Raw genomic sequence first — 22,264 nt, 5'->3', positions numbered from 1 at the left:
GGGATGCTCCCCGGCCGAGTCCTGCATACTCGACGGGTGAGTACGATTCCCGAGATCCGCACCCTGCCCGTTCCCGATGGCCTCGAGGGCGAGCGCGTCGACGCCGCCATCGCCCGTATGTTCGGATTTTCCCGGACGAAGGCGGCCGAACTCGCGGCCGCGGGGAAGGTGGCGGTCGACGGCAGCGTCGTCGGGAAGTCCGAGCGCGTGCACGGCGGCGCCTGGCTCGAAGTCGAGATGCCCGCGCCGCCGCGGCCGGTCGAGGTCGTTGCCGAGCCCGTCCCGGGCATGGAGATCGTCCATGACGACGACGACATCGTCGTCATCATGAAGCCGGTGGGCGTCGCCGCCCACCCGAGCCCCGGCTGGAGCGGAACCACCGTCATCGGCGGCCTCGCCGCGGCCGGCTACCGCATCTCGACCTCCGGCGCGGCCGAACGCCAGGGCATCGTGCACCGCCTCGACGTCGGCACCTCCGGCCTGATGGCCGTCGCCAAGTCCGAGCGCGCCTACACCTCGCTGAAGAACCAGTTCCGCGAGCGCGTCGTGGACAAGCGCTACCACGCGCTCGTACAGGGCCACCCGGATCCGATGAGCGGCACGATCGACGCGCCGATCGGCCGGCACCCGAGCGCGGACTACAAGTGGGCCGTGACCCAGGAGGGCAAGCCCTCGGTCACCCACTACGACCTGATCGAGGCCTTCCGTGCGGCCTCGCTGCTGGACATCAAGCTGGAGACGGGCCGCACGCACCAGATCCGCGTGCACATGGCGGCGCACCGCCACCCGTGCGTGGGCGACCTGACCTACGGGGCGGACCCGACCGTCGCGAAGCGGCTGGGCCTGACCCGGCAGTGGCTGCACGCGGTGCGTCTGGGCTTCGAGCACCCGTCGGACGGGCAGTGGGTGGAGTTCGAGAGCACCTACCCGGCCGACCTCCAGCACGCGCTGGACGTGATCCGGGCGGAGAGCGAGTGACCGTCCCGACCGCCGGCATCGAGATCCGGGTCGCCGAGGACGAGGCCGACCGGGCCGCGTGCTTCGCGGTCCGGTCCGAGGTGTTCGTGGCCGAGCAGTCGGTGCCCGAGTCGATCGAGTACGACGCCTACGACGCGGACGCGGTGCACGTGCTGGCCGTAGGACCGGACGGGACGCCGCTGGGCACCGGCCGGCTGCTCCACGGCGCCGCCGCGCTGGGCAAGACCGGGACGCAGGGCGTCGGCTCGCTGGGCCGGCTGGCCGTGCGCAAGTCCGCCCGCGGGCTGGGCGTGGGCGTCGCGCTGGTCCGGGCGATCGAGGCGGAGGCCGCCGCCCTCGGGCTGTCGGCCGTGGACCTCGGCGCGCAGACCCATGCGCTGGGCTTCTACGAGCGGCTGGGATACGTGGCCTACGGCCCGGAATTCCAGGACGCGGGCATCCGGCACCGCGCGATGCGGCGTCCCCTCGCGGAGAGCTGAACCCGCCACCGCCGGACCGGTGAACCCCCGGGGCCGCGCCCCGACCGGCGGGCGGGCGCGGGCCTGTCCGTCGCCGCCGGGCGCGGCGGCCTGGCAGGGTGGGGGAGTGGATCAGCTTGCTCTTCTGTTCGTGCTGCTGCTCGGAGCCGTGGTCACCGTGCCGCTCGGAGACCGGCTCGGGCTGCCCGCACCCGTGCTCATGACCATCGGCGGCGTCGTCCTCGCGCTGGTGCCGGCCGTACCCAACGTCGACATCCCGCCCGAGTACATCCTGCCGCTGGTGCTGCCGCCGCTGCTGTACGCCTCCGTGCAGCGCACCTCGTGGCGGCAGTTCGCCGCCAATGTCCGGCCCATCCTGCTGCTGGCCGTGGCCCTGGTGTTCGTCACGACCGCCGCCGTCGCCGCGGTCGCGAACGCGGTCGTGCCCGGGCTGCCGATCGCCGCCGCCGTCGCGCTCGGCGCGCTGGTGGCCCCGCCCGACCCGGTGGCCGCCACCGCCGTCGCGGGATCGCTCGGGCTGCCCCGCCGGATGGTGTCGATCCTGGAGGGCGAGGGCCTGTTCAACGACGTCACCGCCATCGTGCTCTACCACGTGGCCATCGGCGCCGCCGTCAGCGGAAGCTTCTCCCTGCCGGCCGCGCTCGGGGAGTTCGTCCTGTCCGCCGTCGTGGCCGTGGCGGTCGGCCTGGTCCTCGGCTGGTCGGCCAACCGGCTGATGGGGCGGCTCGGCGATGCCACCCTGCAGATCGGGCTGACCCTGCTGGTGCCGTTCGTCGCGTACGTCCTGGCGGAGGAGTTCCAGGGCTCGGGCGTGCTGGCCGTCCTGACGACGGCGCTGTTCCTCGCCGAGTACGCGAACGACGCCGACGACGTGCTGGGGCGGCTGGCCGGGCACACCTTCTGGGAAGTCGTCGACATGCTGGTCACGGGGGTGGCGTTCGGGCTGATCGGGCTGGAGCTCCACCACGTCTTCGGCACCGCGCAGGGCCGCGCGTGGGAGATGGCCGGGTGGGCGGCCGTGGTGGTGGGGGTCGTCGTCGGCGTGCGGCTGCTCTGGCTGCTGCCGGCCGGCTGGCTCGCCAAACGGCTCCACAAACGGCGGGACTACGACGAGGAGATCCCGCTGAGCTGGCGGGAGAGCGTGGTCATGTGGTGGGCGGGGATGCGGGGGGTGGCCTCGGTCGCCCTGGCCCTCGCCATCCCGCTGCGCACGGACGGGGGCGAACCCTTCCCGGCGCGCGACCAGATCATCTTCATCGCCTTCGCCGTGATCATGGCGACGCTGGTGCTCCAGGGGCTGACCCTGCCGTGGCTGGTGCGGCGGCTCGGGGTGGAGGCCGACACGGACGCGGACCGCGAGATCGAGCGGCAGCTGGCGATCCGCGCGGCGAAGGCCGCGAAGCGGCGGCTGAAGCAGATCGAGCAGGACGAGGACCTGCCGGAGGATCTGGTGGAGACGCTGTACCGGCGGGCCTACGACGTGGGCGCCCGGATCAGTCCGGACATGGTGGACGAGGAGCGGCGTGAGGCGTACGCGCAGCGGGTGGTGCGGATCAGGGACGTCCAGCGGATCCAGCGCGAGATGATGTCGGCCGCCCGCCACGAGGTGCTGGCCGCCCGCAGCGAACCCGGTTCCGACCCGGAGATCGTCGACCGGGTGCTGCGCCACCTGGACGTGCGCAGCCTGCGCAGCTGACCGCTGCGCCCGGCGGCCGCCCCGGCGGGGGCGGCCCTGTCGGCCGGCGCGGCGTCGTTCTGGCGGGTGTGTCGCCGATCACGCCGGGCCGGGGTGTCAGGACACCCCCCGGGCGCGCCCCGCCACCAGGTCCGGACCGGGGTGCGCCGGCTCGCCCGGCGGGGGCGCGGGGAGCGCGGGGGAGGTCGCGATGCGGGGGAGCGCGTACGGGTGGTGGGCCACCAGCCAGGTGATCAGACGCTCACGGACGGCGCAGCGCACCGTCCAGACGTCATCGGCGTCCTTGGCGGTGACCACCGCGCGGACCTGGACCGTGTTCGGGGTGGTGTCCGTCACCGCCAGGCCGGCGCCGCGGCCGTCCCACTCCGGGATCTCCCCCAGGACGTGCCCGAGCTGCTCGCGCATCAGGGCGATGGGGGCGCTGTGGTCCAGGTGCCAGAAGACGGTGCCGGTCATCTGGGCGCCGCCGCGCGACCAGTTCTCGTACGGCTTGGCCGTGAAGTACGAGACCGGCATCGTGATGCGGCGCTCGTCCCAGGTGCGGACCGTGAGGAAGGTCAGGGTGATCTCCTCCACCGTGCCCCATTCCTTGTCGACCACCACGGTGTCGCCGATGCGCACGGTGTCGCCGAAGGCGATCTGCAGGCCCGCGAAGAGGTTGCCGAGCGCGGACTGGGCGGCGATGCCGGCCACGATGCCGAGGACACCGGCGGACGCCAGCAGCGAGGCGCCGACCGCGCGCATGGCGGGGAAGGTGAGCAGCATGGAGGCGATCGCCACGGCGACGACGACCGCCGTCACGACCCGCTGGATCAGCGTGACCTGGGTGCGGACCCGGCGGACGCGGGCGCGGTCGGGGGCGCCGGCCGCGTACCGGGCGTACGCGGCGTCGACCACGGCCGTCGCGATGCCCACGAGCAGCCACGCCGCGGAGGCGATCAGCACGAGGGTCAGGGCTCTGCCCACGCCCACGGGGTGGCGGGGCAGGATCCCCGCCTCGCGGTACGAACTCCTCAGCAGGACGGTGCACAGGGCCAGCCGGAAGGGCAGCCGGCAGCGGCGCAGCAGCCCCCACAGGGGTGTCTCGGGGTGGCGGGCGTCGATCCGGCGCAGCAGCAGGTCCAGCAGCCATCCGGCGAGCAGGGTGACGGCCAGGGAACCGCCGATGACGGTGACGGGGCGCAGGACGTGGTCCATTTCCATGGCCAAGTACCTAACCGGAAGCCGCCCGCGGAAACTGGCACGATGGGTGACATGAACATCATGCTCTTCCATTCGACGTACGGGCTGCGGCCCGCGGTGCACGCGGCGGCCGACCGGCTGCGCGCCGCCGGGCACCAGGTCCAGGTGCCCGACCTCTTCGAGGGACGTACCTTCGAGACCGTCGAGGAGGGCATGGCACACCAGGACGAGATCGGCCGTGACGAGCTGCTCAAGCGCGCGGTGCTGGCCTCCGCCCCCCACTCCGACCAGGGCCTGGTCTACGCGGGCTTCTCCTTCGGCGGTTCGGTGGCCCAGCACCTGGCGCTGGCCGACGAGAAGGCGCGCGGGCTGCTGCTCCTGCACGGCACGGCGGACCTGGATGAGGGCGCCTCGGTGGACGGCCTGCCGGTGCAGCTGCACATCGCCGATCCCGACCCCTTCGAGCCGCACGACTGGCTGACGGCCTGGTACCTGCGGATGCAGCGGGCCGGGGCCGACGTGGAGGTCCACAGCTACCCCGGCGCCGGTCACCTGTTCACCGATCCGGATCTGGAGGACTACGACGCCGAGGCCGCCGGGCAGGCATGGAAGGTGGCGATCGGCTTCCTCGACGCCCTGTAGGGGGCGAGGCGACGGCACGCGTTCCCCGGGAGCCGGAACACGGGAACACGGGAACCCGGGAACCCGGGCATACCGGCATCCCGGCATACGGAAGGGGCACGGCCCGGCGGACGCCGGACCGTGCCCCTTCGCCCGTGGATCAGGCGCGGTAGGCGGTCCACATGCTCTTCATGCGCGAGACCTGGCCCGCGGTGAACTGGTACATGCAGGAGTCGTAGGTGTAGTCCATGAAGTTGTGGATCGGGTCGGTCCCGGTCGTCGAGCACGTGTCACGGCCGGTCGGGCACTCGAAGGCCGCGCTCGACTCGGCAGGGGTGTCGGAGACGGAGTCGCCGCTGCCAGAGCAGCCGCCCTGGAAGGTGTGGTAGAGGCCGAGCCAGTGGCCGACCTCGTGGGTGCCGGTGTCGCCCTGGTTGTAGTTGGTGGCGGAGCCGCCCGGGACCGAGGTGTTGAGGATGACGACGCCGTCCATCTTGGGCTGGGAGGCGTAGGAGCTGGGGAAGGTGGCCCAGCCGAGCAGCCCGCCGCCGAGGTTGGCGGTGTAGAGGTTCAGCGCGTTCTTGCCGCCCTTGCGCAGGGCGTTCTTCATGTTCTTCTCGGCGGTGGTGCCGTCCGAGACGTTGTACCAGGAGGCGTTGTCCGTGTAGTCGGTTCCGGCCAGGGTGAACTGGAAGCCGGAGTTGACGTTGCCGGTGCCCTGGCCGCCGTAGGCCGCGTTGAGGACCGAGATCTGGCTGTTGATCTGGGAGGCCGTCAGCTTGCCCGCGGTGCCCGAGGTGATGACGTGCACGTACACCGGGATGCTGGTGGCGGCCGCGGCGTCGGCGCGCATGCCGTCGAGCTGCTGGGGGCCCGCCTGTGCGAGCTTCTTCTTCAGGTCGGCGTCCATGGCCTTGACCTGGGCGGCGGAGACCTCGTTGGGGTCGGCGGAGGCCGAGTGCTCGCCGGTGCCGACGGCGATGCGGGCGTTGGCCTGGCCCGTGGCCTGCTCGGCGCAGGCCTCGGCGGGGGCACCGGAGGACGCCGCGGCGACGGTGGTGGGGGCCGTCAGCGGGGCGAACGCCAGGGTGGAGGCGAGCAGGGCCGTGCCCATGAGGCGGCGGCGGAGCAGGGGGGATATGCGGGCAGCAGCGCGCACGTTGACTCCTCGCGAAGCGTGGTGGGGGGTGAGGTGTTCCTCACGCTGGCCGGAATCTTACGTGTGCATGTCATTCAATAGGCAAGTACCTGGAAGTAAAAGATTTGTTGCGGGTGAGGGAGAAGGGGCGCCTGGTCTGCACCAGGCGCCCCTTCGGACAGCAGAATTGACGGAGTATCAGCGAACCGGCTGGTCGGCCCGCTCCACCTTCTGCGTGCCGTTCAGCGTGCGGTACGAGCGGGCCCACGCGGCGGTCGCGTCCTGCCGCCGCTTGTCGGAGACGACGTAGTAGTCCATCTGCGAGCGCTCGGGCGTCACGTCGAGCACGCCGTAGCCGTGCGCGTCCATGTCCAGCCACTTGACGTGCCAGTTGGCGCTCTTGACGGCCGACTCTGCGACCAGCGAGGCGGTGTCCGCCGGCACGTGCAGGATGTCGTCGAGGTTGTCCGAGGTCACCGAGGTCACCACGAACTCCGTCGCCGCCGTCCCCGAGCCGGGGTACGTCGCCATGTTCACCGGTACCTCGTTGGCCCACGCCATGTGGATGTCCCCGGTCAGGAACACCGTGTTCTTGATGTTCCGGTCCCGCAAGTGGCCCAAGAGCTCCTTGCGGTCGTCCGTGTAGCCGTCCCACTGGTCCACGTTGAGCGCCAGACCGCCCTCGGGCAGGCCGAGCAGCTTGGCGAGCGGCTTCAGCAGGTGCGCGGGCAGCGAACCGAAGGCCACCGGCGAGATCATCACCGAGGTGCCCACCAGCTTCCAGGTCGCGTCCGAAGCCGCCAGGCCCGACTTGAGCCAGTCCAGCTGGGCGCGGCCGGTGATGGTGCGCTCGGGGTCGTCCACCGTGCCGCTGCCGACCTTGGCCTGCTGCGACCGGAAGGAACGCAGGTCGAGCAGGTGCAGGTCGGCGAGGGTGCCGAAGCGCAGCCGCCGGTAGACGGTGCCCGCGATGGAGGCGCGCACCGGCATCCACTCGAAGTACGCCTGCTTGGCGGCGGCCGCGCGCGCCGCCCATTCGCCCTCGGCGCCCGGTGTGTGGTTCTCGGCGCCGCCGGCCCAGGCGTCGTTGGCGAACTCGTGGTCGTCCCAGATGGCCACGATCGGGTGCGCGTGGTGCAGCGCCTGGAGATCGGCGTCCGTCTTGTAGGCGCCGTGCCGGGTGCGGTAGTCGGCGAGGGTCAGTATCTCGTGGCGCGGCTCGTGCGGGCGCACGACGTACTTCGCCTCCGGATATCCCCCGGACTGGTACTCGTAGACGTAGTCGCCGAGGTGCAGGACCGCGTCGAGGTCCGTACGGGCGGCCAGGTGGCGGTAGGCGGAGAAGTAGCCGGACTCCCAGTTGGCGCAGGAGACCACGCCGAAGCGGACCCCGGAGGTGGTCACGTCGGCCCCCGGGGTGGTCAGGGTGCGCCCGACGGGCGAGACGGCGGCGCCGGCCGTGAAGCGGTACCAGTAGGGCGTCTGCGGCCGCAGCCCGCGCACGTCCACCTTGACCGTGTGGTCGGCCGCGGCGCTCGCGGTGACGGTGCCGGCGGCGACGACGGTGGAGAACGCCTTGTCGGAGGCCACCTCCCAGCCCACCTGGACGGCGGGTCCGAGGCCGGAGCCGGGCACGGCCCCGGCGGTGGGGGTGACGCGGGTCCACAGCAGGACCCCGTCGGGCAGCGGGTCACCGGAGGCGACGCCGTGCAGGAAGGCCGGAGCGCTGTCGGCGGCCCGCGCGGCCGTGGCGCCCAGCGCGGCCACCGGGGCGAGCGCGGCCGTGGCGGCGGCGGCCAGGACGACGGTGCGACGGCGCGGTGCCGCCGGGCCGGCGGACGGCGCGGACGGCGCGGAGGAAGAGGAGAGATGACTGGTCACGGATGATCATATTACTGAGGGGTATGGCCTCCGTAACAGCCTGTTAAAGCCAACGGGCAGGCGAACTTTGGGAGTTCACCCGCCCGTTGGCGGACATCGTGGCCGGAATCAGCCGGCGAGGGCCTTGTCGATCGCCGCCGTGAACGCCTCAGGGGTGCCCGGGGTGTCGATCTTCTTGCCGTCCATCTTCAGCGTCGGGGTGCCCGTGACGCCGGTCTTGCCGAAAGCCTTCGACATCTCCAGCGCCCACCGGTCGTAAGTGCCGTCCTCGACGGCCTTCTTGAACTCGGCGTTCCCCTTGAGCGCCGGGACGGTGTCCGCGACCTTCAGCAGGTAGTCGTCCTTGGCGAAGCTGTCGACGGTCTCCTGCGGGTGCAGCTCCTTGGAGTAGAGCGCCGCCTTGTAGTCGAGGAAGGCCTCCGGGCTGACGTTGAGCGCCGCGCCCAGGGCGCTCAGGGCGTTCTTCGAGCCCTCGCCCTTGGCGCCGTTGTCGATGAAGGTGGCGCCGAAGTACTGGAGCTTGTACTTGCCGGCGTCGACGTCCTGCTTGACCTGCGCGCCGACGCTCTGCTCGAACTGGGCGCAGGCCGGGCAGCGGGAGTCCTCGTAGACCTCCAGGGTCTTCTTCGCCTCGGCCTTGCCGACGACGACCGTGGTGCCGTCCTCGCCCGTGGTGTTCTTCGGCTTGACCAGTGCGGCCTTGGCCGCCTTGTCCCAGTATCCCGGCTGGTTGGCCTGGACGAGGGCGTAGGCGACGCCGCCTATCACGGCGAGGGCGGCGACGACCGCACCGGCCACGACCACCTGTCGGCGCACCTTGTCCTTCTTCGCCTGCGCCTCGCGCTCGGCGCGCAGCCGCTCGCGGGCCGCCGCCTTGTTGGCCTGGCTGTTGCGTGAACTCATCGTGGTCTCCGTGGGGTGTGGCATGCGCATGGCATGCGGGAAGGGGGGACTGCCGTAGTGCGTCAGGCGCGCGCGAGCGCGCCGGGCACGGGCGGTCCCCGTCGGCCCACGGAGTGGGCGGGGAAGCGCGTCAGGGCTCGCGCGCCGGGCAGGACCGCCCGGCGCACCGGCTCCGGGCGGCCGGTGGCCACCCTCGCCGGGGCCCCCGTCAGCAGCAGCGGCCGGAACGCGCAGGCGGCCACCGCGCGCAGCATCCGCCCCAGGGCCCGCTCGCCGTGGCGCAGCCAGCCGGCGGCGGCCAGGCCCACCGACACATGGGCGGCGAGCAGCAGCCACGGCTGCCACGGGCCGGGCGCGGACAACAGCGCGGCCGGATCGCCGGCGGGGCCGGCCACCTCGGTCAGCGGTCCGCCCACCGGGGTGCCCCCGCACAGCTCCCCCAGGCCGAGCGCCCGCAGCGGACCCGACACGGGACCGCCCGCGGGGCCGTAGCAGACGTGCTGCCCGGCGGTGAAGACGGTGTCCGCGGCCAGCTCCACCGGAACGAGCAGCCCGGCGATGGGGCCGAAGCCCCGCTCGCGGCCCGCCAGCGCGTAGGAGAGCGTGAACACGGCGGCGAAGGCCCCGCCCACCAGCGCGGGGGGCAGGGGTACCCGGGACATGAGGACGTGCGAGCCGGCCGAGAGCAGCACGACGAACGCGCTGAACAGCGCGGCACGCAGCCCCCGCAGCCTCACCCCTGATATGTCCATCGCCGCGAGTGTGCCATGAGTCCCTGTGAGAGGGGGCCGCAGGTCCGGATCCCGCGGCTCCCGGTCACGACGTCAGACGGCCGTTGCGGAAGAGGTCCACGAAGATCTGGTGGTCCGCGCGGGCCCGGGCCCCGTACGCGTGGGCGAAGTCCACCAGCAGCTGGGCGAAGCCGTCCTCGTCGGCCGCGATGGCCGCGTCGATGGCGCGCTCGGTGGAGAAGGGGACCAGGGTCTGGCCGCTCTCGTCCGCGTCCGCCGCCCCGTGCATGGTCGCCGTGGCCCGGCCCAGGTCGGCGACGACCGCGGCGATCTCCTCCGGGTCGTCCAGGTCGGACCAGTCCAGGTCCACCGCGTACGGGGAGACCTCCGCCACCAGCTGCCCGGAGCCGTCCAGCTCCGTCCAGCCCAGCCACGGGTCGGCGTGGGCCTGCAGGGCGCGCTGCGAGATCACGGTGCGGTGCCCCTCGTGCCGGAAGTACTCCCGCACCGCCCGGTCGCTGATGTGCCGGGAGGCGGCCGGGGTCTGCGCCTGCTTGAGGTAGATCACGACGTCGTTCTCCAGGGCGTCGCTGTGGCCCTCCAGCAGGATGTTGTAGGAGGGCAGGCCGGCCGAGCCGATGCCGACGCCCCGGCGGCCCACCACGTCCTTGACCCGGTAGGAGTCGGGCCGCACCAGGGACTCGCCGGGCAGGGTCTCCAGGTAGCCGTCGAAGGCGGCCAGCACCTTGTAGCGGGTGGCCGCGTCCAGCTCGATGGTGCCCGGCCCGGGCGCGAAGCGCCGCTCGAAGTCGCGGATCTCCGTCATCGAGTCCAGCAGGGAGAAGCGGGTGCGCGAGCGGGCCGAGCGCAGGGCGGCCAGCAGGGGGCCGTCGGCGGTGTCCAGGGTGAAGGAGGGCACCGCGTCCTCGTTGCCGGCCTCGCCCCGGACGACCAGGTCATGGATCCGCTCCCGGTAGGCGCCGGCGTAGATCCGCACCAGCTCGCCGATCTGGTCGTCGCTGAGCGCCTTGGTGTAGCCGATGAGGGCGACGGAGGCGGCGAACCGCTTCAGGTCCCAGGTGAAGGGGCCGACGTAGGCCTCGTCGAAGTCGTTGACGTTGAAGATCAGCCGGCCGTTGGAGTCCATGTACGTGCCGAAGTTCTCCGCGTGCAGGTCCCCGTGGATCCACACCCGGCCCGTCCGCTCGTCCAGGTACGGGCCGCCGTGCCGCTCCCGCTCCAGGTCCGCGTAGAAGAGGCAGGCGGTGCCCCGGTAGAAGGCGAAGGCCGACGCGGCCATCTTCCGGAATTTCACCTGGAAGGCGGCGGGGTCGGCGGCGAGGAGCTCACCGAAAGCGGTGTCGAACACATCCAGTATCTGCTCGGCGCGCTGCTCGTCGGTCGTCTCGGGAACCGCCATGGCGGATGCCTCCTGGTGGTGCGGGGTGGATCGCATTTCGGACAGGTGTCCTTGGGTCTGCAACGGATGAAGGTACCGGTCGGTGCCCCGGACGTGTCACTCGGGAGACGTAGGATTCAGAGCTGCCGCCCCTCTCTCCCCGCCGGAGGATCCCCACCGTGACCAAGCCGCCGTTCACGCACCTGCACGTCCACACCCAGTACTCGCTGCTGGACGGTGCCGCGCGGCTGAAGGACATGTTCAACGCGTGCAACGAGATGGGCATGACGCACATCGCGATGTCCGACCACGGCAACCTGCACGGGGCCTACGACTTCTTCCACTCCGCGAAGAAGGCCGGAATCACGCCGATCATCGGCATCGAGGCGTACGTCGCCCCCGAGTCCCGGCGCAACAAGCGCCGCATCCAGTGGGGCCAGCCCCACCAGAAGCGCGACGACGTCTCCGGCTCCGGCGGTTACACCCACAAGACGATCTGGGCGGCGAACGCCACCGGCCTGCACAACCTCTTCCGGCTGTCCTCCGACGCGTACGCCGAGGGCTGGCTCACGAAGTGGCCGCGCATGGACAAGGAGACCATCTCCAAGTGGTCCGAGGGGCTCATCGCCTCCACCGGCTGCCCCTCCGGCGAGCTCCAGACCCGCCTTCGCCTCGGCCAGTTCGACGAGGCCCTCAAAGCCGCCTCCGAATACCAGGACATCTTCGGCAAGGACCGCTACTTCCTGGAGCTGATGGACCACGGCATCGAGATCGAGCGCCGGGTCCGCGACGGACTGCTGGAGATCGGCAAGAAGCTCGGCATCCCGCCGCTGGTCACGAACGACTCGCACTACACCTACGCGAGCGAGGCGTCCGCCCACGACGCCCTGCTCTGCATCCAGACCGGCAAGAACCTCTCGGACCCGGACCGCTTCCGCTTCGACGGCACCGGCTACTACCTGAAGTCCACGGAGGAGATGTACGCCATCGACTCCTCGGACGCCTGGCAGGAGGGCTGCGCCAACACGAAGCTGGTCGCGGAGCAGGTCGACACCGAGGGCATGTTCCAGTTCCGGAACCTCATGCCGAAGTTCGACATCCCGGACGGCTACACCGAGGTCACCTGGTTCCGCGAGGAGACCATGCGCGGCATGCACCGCCGCTACCCCGGGGGCATCCCCGAGGACCGGATGAAGCAGGCCGAGTACGAGATGGACACGATCATCTCGATGGGCTTCCCCGGCTACTTCCTCGTCGTCGCCGACTTCATCATGTGGGCCAAGAACCAGGGCATCGCGGTGGGCCCGGGCCGAGGCTCCGCGGCCGGCTCGATCGTCGCGTACGCCATGGGCATCACCGACCTCGACCCGATCACCCACGGCCTGATCTTCGAGCGGTTCCTGAACCCCGAGCGCGTCTCCATGCCCGACGTCGACATCGACTTCGACGAGCGCAGGCGCGTCGAGGTGATCCGGTACGTGACCGAGAAGTACGGCGCCGACAAGGTCGCCATGATCGGCACTTACGGCACCATCAAGGCCAAGAACGCCATCAAGGACTCGGCGCGCGTCCTCGGCTACCCCTACGCCATGGGCGACCGCCTCACCAAGGCCATGCCCGCCGACGTCCTCGGCAAGGGCATCCCGCTCTCGGGCATCCTCGACCCGACGCACCCCCGCTACGGCGAGGCCGGCGAGATCCGCGGGATGTACGAGAACGAGCCGGATGTGAAGAAGGTCATCGACACCGCGCGCGGTGTGGAGGGCCTGGTCCGCCAGATGGGCGTGCACGCGGCCGGCGTGATCATGTCCAGCGAGACGATCACCGACCACGTGCCCGTCTGGGTGCGGCACACCGACGGCGTCACCATCACCCAGTGGGACTACCCGAGCTGCGAGTCGCTCGGCCTGCTGAAGATGGACTTCCTCGGCCTGCGCAACCTCACGATCATGGACGACGCCGTCAAGATGGTGAAGGCCAACAAGGGGATCGACATCGACCTCCTGGCCCTCCCGCTGGACGACCCGAAGACCTTCGAACTGCTCGGCCGGGGCGACACCCTCGGCGTCTTCCAGTTCGACGGCGGCCCCATGCGCTCCCTGCTGCGCCTGATGAAGCCCGACAACTTCGAGGACATCTCCGCCGTCTCGGCCCTGTACCGGCCGGGTCCGATGGGCATGAACTCCCACACGAACTACGCCCTGCGTAAGAACAAGCAGCAGGAGATCACCCCGATCCACCCGGAGCTGGAAGGGCCCCTCGAAGAGGTGCTCGCGGTCACCTACGGGCTGATCGTCTACCAGGAGCAGGTGCAGAAGGCCGCCCAGATCATCGCCGGGTACTCGCTCGGCGAGGCCGACATCCTGCGCCGCGTGATGGGCAAGAAGAAGCCCGAGGAGCTGGCGAAGAACTTCGTCATCTTCGAGGCGGGAGCCAAGAAGAAGGGCTTCAGCGACCAGGCGATCAAGGCCCTCTGGGACGTCCTGGTCCCCTTCGCCGGCTACGCCTTCAACAAGGCGCACTCCGCCGCCTACGGCCTGGTCTCCTACTGGACCGCCTACCTCAAGGCGAACTTCCCCGCCGAGTACATGGCGGGCCTGCTCACCTCGGTCAAGGACGACAAGGACAAGTCCGCGATCTACCTGAACGAGTGCCGGCGCATGGGCATCAAGGTCCTGCCGCCGAACGTGAACGAGTCCGAGCCGAACTTCGCCGCCCAGGGCGACGACGTGATCCTCTTCGGCCTCACCGCGGTGCGCAACGTCGGTCAGAACGTCGTCGAGTCGATCATCAAGACCAGGAAGGCCAAGGGGAAGTTCTCCAGCTTCCCCGACTTCCTGGACAAGGTCGAGGCGGTCGTCTGCAACAAGCGGACCGTCGAGTCGCTGATCAAGGCCGGCGCCTTCGACGAGATGGGCCACACCCGCAAGGGCCTGGTGGCCCACCACGAACCGATGATCGACAACGTCGTCGCGGTCAAGCGCAAGGAGGCCGAGGGACAGTTCGACCTCTTCGGCGGCATGGGCGACGAGAGCGCGGGCGACGAACCCGGCTTCGGACTCGACGTGGAGTTCTCCGACGTCGAGTGGGAGAAGTCCTACCTCCTCGCCCAAGAGCGCGAGATGCTCGGCCTCTACGTCTCCGACCACCCGCTCTTCGGGCTGGAGCACGTGCTGTCCGACAAGACCGACGCCGGGATCTCCCAGCTCACCGGCGGCGAGCACTCCGACGGCGCCGTCGTCACCATCGGCGGCATCATCTCCGGTCTCCAGCGCAAGATGACCAAGCAGGGCAACGCCTGGGCCATCGCCACCGTCGAGGACCTGGCCGGATCCATCGAGTGCATGTTCTTCCCCGCGACCTACCAGCTCGTCTCCACCCAGCTGGTCGAGGACACCGTCGTCTTCGTCAAGGGCCGCCTCGACAAGCGCGAGGACGTCCCGCGTCTGGTCGCCATGGAGATGATGGTCCCCGACCTCTCCTCCGCCGGCACCAACGCCCCGGTCGTCCTGACCATCCCCACCGTCAAGGTCACCCCGCCGATGGTGACCCGGCTGGGCGAAATCCTGCGCCACCACCGGGGCAACACCGAGGTCCGGATCAAGCTCCAGGGACCGCGGACCACCACCGTGCTGCGCCTCGACAAGCACCGCGTACAGCCCGACCCCGCCCTCTTCGGCGACCTCAAGGTGCTGCTCGGCCCCTCCTGCCTGGCCGGCTAGCGGCGCGGTCCCCCGGCCCCGCGGGCGCCGGGCATACGGAAGGGCCCGCCCGGCACGCCGGGCAGGCCCTTCCGTCACGGACGCCGGGGGCGTCAGTTGTGGCCGAACTTCTTCTGCTTGCTCTTGTGGGCCATGTCCATCGGACTCGGAGCCTGGGAAGCCGACTCGGACGGGGACGCCGAGCTCTTGGACATCTCCGGCGAGGACGAACGGGCCTGTTGCTTGGCGGGCTGCTTCTGGTTCTTGTTCTTGGCCATGGTGGAGCCTCCGTGAGGGTCTAGGGGCCAGGACCGCCTTCACACTCACACAGCGCCGGAAACGGCGCATTTTGGATCATTACGGCGCGTAGTCGGGGCGTACTCCCCGCCCCGGTATGAGATCCGCCACGCCGATGATCGAGTTCCGGCCGTCAACACCCTTGCGGTCGGGCAGACTCGGGGAACCCGTCGAAGAGCACAGAGGACCCCCAGGGAAGAGGGTGGTACGCGTGGACCGCTGCGTCGTCCTGGTGGACGCCGGCTATCTGCTGGGCGCCGCCGCGAGCCTCCTCGCAGGGGAGCCCTCCCGCTCCCGCATCACCGTCGACCACGCCGCCCTCATCCAGGGCCTGCGTGAACGGGCCGAAGCCGACACCGAACAGCCCCTGCTGCGCATCTACTGGTTCGACGGTGCACCCGACCGGGTGCCGCAGCCCGAGCACCGGCGGCTGCGCGTCATGCCCCGCGTGACCGTCCGGCTGGGAGCCCTCACCCGCAGCGACGGCCGCTGGGCGCAGAAGGGCGTCGACGCCGCCATGCACGCCGAACTCACCGAACTGGCCCGCAACCGCGCCTGCTCCGACGTGGTACTGGTCACCGGCGACGGCGACCTGCTGCCCGGCCTGATGTCCGCCAAGGAACACGGCGTCGCCGTCCACCTGTGGGCCGTGCAGGCCGCCGACGGGGACTACAACCAGTCGGAGGACCTCGTCGCCGAAGCCGACGAGCGCCGTGTCCTCGACCGCGTCTGGATCACCCGGGCCGTCCGCGCCAAGGACCTGACCGGGCTGTGCTCCCCGCCGCCCGCCCCGCGCCCCGACATCGCCGCCATCCTCTCCGCCCCGCTGCCCGAGGCGGCGCTCGCCGAAGCCGCCCGCAACGGCTCGGCCGCCGCCGGCCGGGAGGAGCCGGAGGGGGCGCCCGTACCCCCGCCCGCCACCGCCGGGGGCCGGCCGGTACCCACCCCGAAGGAGCTCGCCGGCTCCCTGCGGGCCCCCGGCGGGCCGGGCGCCCCCGCGGGCGGGCACGGCGGCGGTCAGCCTCCGGCGGGCAGCGCCCTGCGGTGGTCTTCCGACAAAGGCTGGATCGACCGGCCCGGACCGCTCGGCGAACCGGCCGAGACCGCGTCCCTGCCCACCCTCGCCCAGCTGACCAGCGCCGAACAGCGCTGGGCCGACCGCGAGGAGGACATCACCACCGTCGGCGGCGACCCGTTCGAGGTGGGACAGGTGTTCGCCCGGCGCTGGATGGAGCGGCTCCCGGAGACCGTGCACCTGCAGAAGCTGGCCACCATGTACCCCCGCATTCCGCACCGGATCGACGGCGAGCTGCTGCGCTACGCCGCCCGCTTCGGGCTGCTCGCGCACAAGGACGACCAGATCGACGAGCACGACCGCTACGCCATCCGGGCGGGCTTCTGGCGGGAGATCGACGTCCGGGCCGCCGCCGAACACGTGGTCGCCGTACCCGCCGCGGCCCCGGGAGCGGCGCCCCTGGCAGGGACGGCCACGGCGACCCCGGCGGCCGAGTAGGGCCGGAAGCCACGTAGGCTGCTCCCTCGTGAGTACGGGCACAGCACAAGCGCGGGGCGGTACGGCGACGGCCGCGGGAGCGGCCCCCGACGTCGTCTGCGCGGTGCGGGACCTCGTCAAGACCTACCCCGCGGTCCGCGGGCGGCGCGGCGCTCCCGCCCTCCCCGAGACCCGGGCCAACGACGGCATCCACCTCGACGTCCGGCGCGGCGAGATCTTCGGCCTGCTCGGCCCCAACGGCGCCGGCAAGTCCACCCTCGTCCGCCAGCTCACCGGGCTGATGCGGCCCGACGCGGGCTCGGTGACCCTCCTCGGCCACGACCTCGTACGTCACCCCGAGCGGGCGGCGCGGCTCCTCGCCTACCTGGGGCAGGAGTCCACGGCACTGGACGAACTGACCGTCGCACTGGCCGCGGAGACCACCGGCCGGCTGCGCGGCCTGCACGTCCGCGCGGCGCGGGCCGAGCGCGACGCCGTACTGGAGGAGCTCGGGCTGACCGCGATCGCCGGGCGGCCCCTGCGGAAGCTCTCCGGCGGACAGCGGCGCCTGGCCTGCTTCGCCGCCGCACTCGTGGGGCAGCGGCCGGTACTCGTCCTCGACGAGCCCACCACCGGCATGGACCCGGTGGCCCGCCGCGCGGTGTGGTCGGCCGTGGACCGGCGGCGCGCCCGGCACGGGGCCACCGTCCTGCTCGTCACGCACAACGTCATCGAGGCCGAGACGGTCCTGGACCGGGTCGCCGTCATCGACCAGGGCCGGGTCATCGCCTGCGACACCCCGGCCGGGCTGAAGGCGCAGGTCTCCGGCGAGGTCCGGCTGGAACTGGTGTGGCGCGAGAGCGCGCCCCTGGACGTCCCCGAGGTGGCGCGGCTGCGGTCGGCGGCGGCCGAGTCCGGCCGCCGCTGGGTGCTGCGGCTCGCGCCCGACGAGGCACGGGCGGCGGTGGCCGCGGTCACCGGCGGCCCCGCCTTCGCCGCACTCGACGACTTCACGCTGGCCACGCCGAGCCTGGAGGACGTGTACCTCGCGCTCGGCGGCAAGACGAAAGGGCTGGTGAAGTCGTGAGCGACCGCTTGACGGGCGCCGTGGCGCCGCTCACCGCTGCCGCACCGGGAGCCGGGACCGCAGCCGCCGGACCCGCCACGGCCGGACCTGCCACCGCGGTGCCGGTCGCCGCGCCCCTCGCGCCCCGTGCCCGTGTCTTCCCCGCGCTGGCCGCCGTGTACCGGGCGCAGCTGTCGCGGGCCCGGGTGGCGCGCGTCCCGCTGCTGTTCGTGGCCACCTTCCAGTCCGTCGGGATCATGATCCTGATGCGGGGCGTGGTGGACGGCGGTTCGGAGGCGCGGGCCGTCGTGGCCGGCTCCTCCGTCCTCGTCGTCGCCTTCGTCGCGCTGAACCTGCTCGCGCAGTACTTCGGGCAGTTGCGGGCCGGCGGCGGCCTCGACCACTACGCCACGCTGCCGGTGCCGCCGGCGTCGGTGGTGCTGGGCGCCGCCGCCGCGTACGCGTCCTTCACCCTGCCGGGGACGCTGGTCACCGCCGTCTTCGGGTGCGTGCTCTTCGGGCTGCCGATGAGCGGTCTGTGGATCCTGGCCGCGGTGGTGCCGCTGGCCGGGGCCGCGCTGGCGGGGCTCGGGGCGGCGCTGGGGCTGCTGGCGCCGCGCCAGGAGCTGGCCACGCTCGCCGGCCAGCTCGGCATGTCGGCGGCGCTGCTGCTGGGGGTGCTGCCGCCGGAGCGGATGCCGGAGGTGATCGTCTGGACGCGGGACCTGCTGCCCTCGACCTACGGCGTGGAGGCCTTCGCACGGACCTTCGCCCCGGAGCCCGACTGGGCCGCCGTCGCTGTGGACCTCGGCGTGTGCGGGGCGGTGGGCGTCCTGTCCCTGGCCGTCGCCACCTGGGCGTACCGGCGGGCGGCGGTCCGCTGACGCGGGTGCCCGGCGCACCTGGCACGATGTGGGGGTGACCGAAGCCGTGACCCCTCCCTCTCCTTTCGACCCGTCCTCGCTCCCGCCCGGGAGCCCGGGTGACACCGGCGCGGCCGTCACCCCCGAGGACGTCCGGGACGGCGCCGCCGTCGCCCTCGCGGTGGCGGTGGCCGGAGTGCTCCTCGCACTGCTGTGGGCGTGGCTGGCGCCGCGGGTGCAGTACGTCTCCAACGGCGAGGCCGTGTTCCTGCGCGACAGCGAGAGCGAGGCGCGGATCGGGTCCGACGGGACCTTCTTCGCGCTGTCGGCGGTGCTGGGCGCGGCGAGCGCCGCCGGCACCTTCCTGTGGCGCCGCAGGGGCGGTGTGCCGCTGGTGATCGGACTGGGGCTCGGTTCGCTGTTCGCGGCGCTGGTGGGGTGGCGGCTCGGGCTGTGGCTGGGGCCCTCCTCCGACCTGGCGGCCGCCGCACTGAAGGCGGGCAAGAAAGTGCCCTTCGACGCGCCGCTGGAGCTGATGGCGCACGGGGCGCTGCTGGTCTGGCCGATGGCCGCCGTACTGGTCCACCTGGGGCTGACGGCGCTGTGGTCCCCGCGGGAGCAGGAGCCGGCGGGGGAGTGGGCCGCTGCCGCTTTGCCGCCGCACGCCCACGCCGACCCGGCCGTGCCGGAGCCCCCGCAGACCTGACCCGCCACGGCCGGCGTCACGGCCCGAGCCGCGCCTGCGACCCGCCGCGCGCCGCCCGGATCCGGCGGCGCCGGCCGGCCGCGGCTACGGGCGGGCGATGGGAGCCGTCACGCCCGAGGTGAGCGCGGTCAGCACGGCCGGGGACAGCTCCACCTCCAGGCCGCGGCGGCCGGCCGAGACGCAGACGGTCTCGTGGCCGGCGGCCGATGCGTCGACCACCGTCCGCAGCCGCTTGCGCTGCCCCAGCGGGGAGATGCCGCCCCGCACGTACCCCGTGGTGCGCTCGGCCAGCGCCGGATCCGCCATCGCCGCCCGCTTGCCGCCGACGGCGGCCGCCAGGGCCTTCAGGTCCAGCGAGCCGGACACCGGGACCACCGCCACCGTCAGCACCCCGTCCACCTCCGCCACCAGCGTCTTGAAGACCCGCTCCGGGGAGACGCCCATCGCCTGCGCGGCCTCCTCGCCGTACGAGGGGTGGGCGGGGTCGTGCTCGTACGCGTGCGTGGTGAAGACGGCGCCGGCCGCCGTCAGGGCGGCGATCGCCGGAGTCCCGGCGGCCGCCTGTTTCGTCCTCTTCGCCATCGGTGCGTGCCGCCGTCAGTTCGGGCTCGTCGGCGTACGGGTCAGGTCCACCGCCGGCAGCGACGGCAGGTGGCGGATCACCGCCGTCTCCGCGCGCAGCAGCTTCAGCTCCTCCGCGAGGCGCGTCGCGGTGTCCGGGGCCTGCAGCAGCCGCTGCTTCGCCGGGATGTCCAGCACCGCCGCAGCCGCCACCAGGTACGAGACCACCGACGGCTCGTCGGGGAGTTCCGCTGCGGTCAGGGACCGCTCGCGGGCTCCGGCCAGCCGCTTCTGGTAGGCGCGGAACGCCCTCAGCACCCCTTCGGCCAGCGCGCCCGCGCCCTCGCCCGAGTCCTCCGGGAGCTCTTCCAGCTCCGCGGTGAGGTAGGGCCCCGAAGCGTCCACCGACAGCAGCCGGACCCGCGCCGTGCCCGTCGCCAGGACCTCGAAGCTGCCGTCCTCGCGCTCCCGGATCGTCGCCGCGTCCGCGATGCAGCCCACCCGGTGGAAGGCCTGGACCGGATCCGCGCCGAAGCCCGCGGCCGGGCCGCGCTCGGGCAGGGCCGTCTGGTCCGGCAGTCCGGGCGCGGTCGGCGCGACCTCGCGCCCGTCGCGGATGGCGACGACCGCGAAGCGGCGCGGCTCGTCCTCGCCCGTCTTCAGCAGCTCGCGCATCATGGCGCGATAACGCTCCTCGAAGATGTTCAGCGGGAGGACGAGTCCCGGGAACAGCACCGAATTCAGCGGGAAGAGGGGCAGGCGAACGGTGGTCACGAGGCACAGGGTAATGGCCATGGCCCCGGCCCCGTCACCCTTGTCCCACCAGCGCGTACGCCCCGTCATCCGCGTCTCAGCAGCCGGGACGCCCCCGCCGCCACCGTCGTGGCCAGGATCCACCCCAGCAGGACCAGGGCCGTCGCCCCCCACTGCCAGCCGCCTTCCAGCTTCCACTGGGCCTCCTGGCCGAGGTCGATCACCGGCAGCAGCAGGTCCAGGGCGTACAGGGCGGCGTCCCACTCCGGGTGCTCGTCCTCCTTGATCGGAGGGGGCTGGTGCCGGGAGAACAGCAGCGCTCCCGCCGCCCACAGGACCGCCATCCACAGCGCGGCCCGGCCCGGCCGGTAGCCGTAGACCACCGTCCAGTCCTGCAGGTAGCCCCATGCCTTGGCGGCCGGCGGCAGGGTGGCACGGCGCCGCCGCTGCTTGGCCAGCAGCACCTCGCGGGCGTCCGCGTCCTCCCCGCTGGCCCGCAGTACGGTCGCCAGCCGCTCGTACGGCTCCGGCGAGTACTCGGGGGTGGCCGCCTCCACCCAGGCCAGCCGGCGCGCCAGCGGGAAATGACCGCGCGGCGCGAGGTTCTCGTAGACGAAGCCCTCGATCGACACCCCGCCGGGGCCCGGCCAGCTGGTGGAGGCGTCGACGAGCTTGACCACCTTGGCCCCCGACACCACGACCCGCCCGCGCTCCGGGCGCTCGCCCACGAAGCGGAACTCCGGCGTCTGGATCCGGCGCAGCGACACCTCCTGACCTTCCGCGAGCACGAAGCGCGCCCCGTAGAAGTCGATGGCGTCCCCGAAGCGGCCGTCGTCCAGGCGCAGCCCGCCCCGACACTCGAAGCGCTGCGCCGGGCCGCCGCGCGTGGGTGTCTGGCCCAGCCCGTACGGGGGAGTGGAGGAGCCCGAGCCGCCCGGGACGTAGCCCAGGGCGATCGAGGTCAGGTACAGGGTGCGCTCGACCGTCAGCTGCGGGGCGTTCAGCGCGTACCGCCCGTACGGGTTGCGCAGGCACGCGCCGCGCAGGTTCATCGACACGCCGACCTTCGCGCCGCGCAGGCTCACCTCCCCGTACGTGTCCAGCAGCTCGCCCTGGAAGTCCTGCGCCACCGACATGCCGTCGGCGGTGATCGCCCGGCCCTTGGTGTCCCGCTGCACCACGGCCTGGCTGACCAGCAGGTCCGTGCCGATCTGCGCGTCGGTCAGCCGGATCCCCCGGGCCACCCGGCAGCGCGGCAGGTGCAGGTCGCCCTCGGTGTGCAGGCGCGCCGCCTCCAGCCGGGGGATCGCACAGTCGATCATGCGCAGGGTTCCGACCCGCGCCTCGGACAGCTGGATCTCGCTGTCGAAGCGGCAGCCCTGGAGCTCCACGTACGGGCTGACCGTGCCGCCCGACAGGTCGAGCTGCCCGGTGATCCGCGCGCCGCGCAGCTTGAGCGACGCCACCCGGCCCGGCACCGGCGGCGGCCCGTGGAGCAGCAGCAGGGCCACCACCCGGGCGCGCACGCTGCGCTCGGGACCCCAGAGGTGGTCGCCGTGCGGATCGTCCCGGCCAAAGTCGCGGGCGCGCAGGTCGCAGACGCTGCCCGTCCGGTAGGCGGCCCAGACCAGGCGCTCGGCTGCGCCGAGACCGGCCGGCTCCTCGCCCGCACGCTCCTCGGTCATGGCGGCCCCCCTCCGCATCACGTCCACGCACGTGGAAGACGTCTGCGGGAACGCTAACCGGCGCCTGTGACAGCCGGGGCGTGTATCAGCCAGTGATACGGGCGAACGGTGGCGTGAAGCGGTCTGAGAGAA

General features: G+C 72.3%; 19 protein-coding genes. 9 read left to right on the top strand and 10 right to left on the bottom strand.

The features are described 5' to 3' along the window. Positions 1-36: 36 nt before the first annotated feature. The 3 genes from AMK16_RS13850 to AMK16_RS13840 all read left to right on the top strand — a co-directional run bounded on the left by AMK16_RS13850 (position 37) and on the right by AMK16_RS13840 (position 3,153). The gene (locus AMK16_RS13850; protein WP_073914345.1) at positions 37-978 is read left to right on the top strand and encodes an RluA family pseudouridine synthase; all 942 of its coding nucleotides are present in this window, start codon (positions 37-39) and stop codon (positions 976-978) included. Then, positions 975-1,457 carry a GNAT family N-acetyltransferase gene (locus AMK16_RS13845; protein ID WP_073914342.1) on the top strand — a complete coding sequence of 161 codons (483 nt, stop codon included), beginning with the start codon at positions 975-977 and terminating at the stop codon, positions 1,455-1,457. Before AMK16_RS13850 ends, AMK16_RS13845 begins: the two co-directional genes overlap by 4 nt. A 106-nt stretch (positions 1,458-1,563) precedes the next feature. Then, positions 1,564-3,153, top strand: a complete 1,590-nt coding sequence (locus AMK16_RS13840) for a Na+/H+ antiporter (protein WP_073914340.1) — start codon at positions 1,564-1,566, stop codon at positions 3,151-3,153. A gap of 96 nt (positions 3,154-3,249) precedes the next feature. Here the strand turns inward: AMK16_RS13840 and AMK16_RS13835 are convergent, their stop codons facing one another. Then, positions 3,250-4,350, bottom strand: a complete 1,101-nt coding sequence (locus tag AMK16_RS13835) for a mechanosensitive ion channel family protein (protein WP_073914337.1) — start codon at positions 4,348-4,350, stop codon at positions 3,250-3,252. Between the two features lie 48 nt (positions 4,351-4,398). Here AMK16_RS13835 and AMK16_RS13830 point away from each other — a divergent pair, with 48 nt between their 5' ends. Then, on the top strand, positions 4,399-4,977 hold the full coding sequence (locus AMK16_RS13830; protein WP_073914335.1) for a dienelactone hydrolase family protein: 579 nt from the start codon (positions 4,399-4,401) through the stop codon (positions 4,975-4,977). 139 nt (positions 4,978-5,116) lie between these two features. Here the strand turns inward: AMK16_RS13830 and AMK16_RS13825 are convergent, their stop codons facing one another. The 5 genes from AMK16_RS13825 to AMK16_RS13805 all read right to left on the bottom strand — a co-directional run bounded on the left by AMK16_RS13825 (position 5,117) and on the right by AMK16_RS13805 (position 11,029). Next, positions 5,117-6,070: a zinc metalloprotease gene (locus AMK16_RS13825; protein ID WP_073915947.1), complete on the bottom strand. Its 954-nt coding sequence runs from the start codon at positions 6,068-6,070 to the stop codon at positions 5,117-5,119. Positions 6,071-6,292: 222 nt separating this feature from the next. Further along, entirely contained in the window at positions 6,293-7,975 is a 1,683-nt protein-coding gene (locus AMK16_RS13820; RefSeq protein ID WP_073914332.1) for an alkaline phosphatase D family protein, read from the bottom strand. Between the two features lie 108 nt (positions 7,976-8,083). Next, positions 8,084-8,878, bottom strand: a complete 795-nt coding sequence (locus AMK16_RS13815) for a DsbA family protein (RefSeq protein ID WP_073914330.1) — start codon at positions 8,876-8,878, stop codon at positions 8,084-8,086. 62 nt (positions 8,879-8,940) lie between these two features. Further along, complete coding sequence (locus AMK16_RS13810; protein WP_073914326.1) at positions 8,941-9,630, bottom strand: hypothetical protein; 690 nt, start codon at positions 9,628-9,630, stop codon at positions 8,941-8,943. Positions 9,631-9,694: 64 nt separating this feature from the next. Beyond that, positions 9,695-11,029, bottom strand: coding sequence for a DUF2252 domain-containing protein (locus tag AMK16_RS13805; protein ID WP_073914322.1), 1,335 nt, complete (start codon positions 11,027-11,029; stop codon positions 9,695-9,697). A gap of 158 nt (positions 11,030-11,187) precedes the next feature. Here AMK16_RS13805 and dnaE point away from each other — a divergent pair, with 158 nt between their 5' ends. Next, positions 11,188-14,730 (top strand): DNA polymerase III subunit alpha, encoded by a 3,543-nt coding sequence (gene dnaE, locus AMK16_RS13800; protein WP_073914319.1) that lies wholly within the window; start codon positions 11,188-11,190, stop codon positions 14,728-14,730. Between the two features lie 92 nt (positions 14,731-14,822). Here dnaE and AMK16_RS36620 read toward each other — a convergent pair whose 3' ends face one another. Next, positions 14,823-14,987 carry a hypothetical protein gene (locus tag AMK16_RS36620; protein ID WP_199885438.1) on the bottom strand — a complete coding sequence of 55 codons (165 nt, stop codon included), beginning with the start codon at positions 14,985-14,987 and terminating at the stop codon, positions 14,823-14,825. 221 nt (positions 14,988-15,208) lie between these two features. Here AMK16_RS36620 and AMK16_RS13795 point away from each other — a divergent pair, with 221 nt between their 5' ends. The 4 genes from AMK16_RS13795 to AMK16_RS13780 are packed head-to-tail and all read left to right on the top strand — an operon-like array spanning position 15,209 to position 19,133. Beyond that, positions 15,209-16,519 (top strand): NYN domain-containing protein, encoded by a 1,311-nt coding sequence (locus tag AMK16_RS13795; protein WP_079191500.1) that lies wholly within the window; start codon positions 15,209-15,211, stop codon positions 16,517-16,519. Between the two features lie 28 nt (positions 16,520-16,547). After that, the gene (locus AMK16_RS13790; RefSeq protein ID WP_079191499.1) at positions 16,548-17,585 is read left to right on the top strand and encodes an ABC transporter ATP-binding protein; all 1,038 of its coding nucleotides are present in this window, start codon (positions 16,548-16,550) and stop codon (positions 17,583-17,585) included. A gap of 20 nt (positions 17,586-17,605) precedes the next feature. Further along, complete coding sequence (locus AMK16_RS13785) at positions 17,606-18,448, top strand: ABC transporter permease (RefSeq protein ID WP_107417160.1); 843 nt, start codon at positions 17,606-17,608, stop codon at positions 18,446-18,448. A gap of 34 nt (positions 18,449-18,482) precedes the next feature. Next, positions 18,483-19,133, top strand: coding sequence for a hypothetical protein (locus tag AMK16_RS13780; RefSeq protein WP_073914314.1), 651 nt, complete (start codon positions 18,483-18,485; stop codon positions 19,131-19,133). An 84-nt stretch (positions 19,134-19,217) separates the two neighbouring features. Here the strand turns inward: AMK16_RS13780 and ybaK are convergent, their stop codons facing one another. The 3 genes from ybaK to AMK16_RS13765 all read right to left on the bottom strand — a co-directional run bounded on the left by ybaK (position 19,218) and on the right by AMK16_RS13765 (position 22,132). Then, positions 19,218-19,715, bottom strand: a complete 498-nt coding sequence (gene ybaK, locus AMK16_RS13775; protein ID WP_073914312.1) for a Cys-tRNA(Pro) deacylase — start codon at positions 19,713-19,715, stop codon at positions 19,218-19,220. A gap of 15 nt (positions 19,716-19,730) precedes the next feature. Then, the gene (locus AMK16_RS13770; RefSeq protein WP_073915936.1) at positions 19,731-20,468 is read right to left on the bottom strand and encodes an LON peptidase substrate-binding domain-containing protein; all 738 of its coding nucleotides are present in this window, start codon (positions 20,466-20,468) and stop codon (positions 19,731-19,733) included. Between the two features lie 65 nt (positions 20,469-20,533). Then, positions 20,534-22,132 (bottom strand): oxidoreductase, encoded by a 1,599-nt coding sequence (locus tag AMK16_RS13765; protein ID WP_073914310.1) that lies wholly within the window; start codon positions 22,130-22,132, stop codon positions 20,534-20,536. Positions 22,133-22,264: the final 132 nt, after the last annotated feature.

It is taken from the genome of Streptomyces sp. CB00455, from assembly GCF_001905445.1.
Lineage (GTDB): Bacteria > Actinomycetota > Actinomycetes > Streptomycetales > Streptomycetaceae > Streptomyces.
Note: the sequence above shows the minus strand (reverse complement) of the source record. Positions and strands in the feature narration are given on the sequence as shown.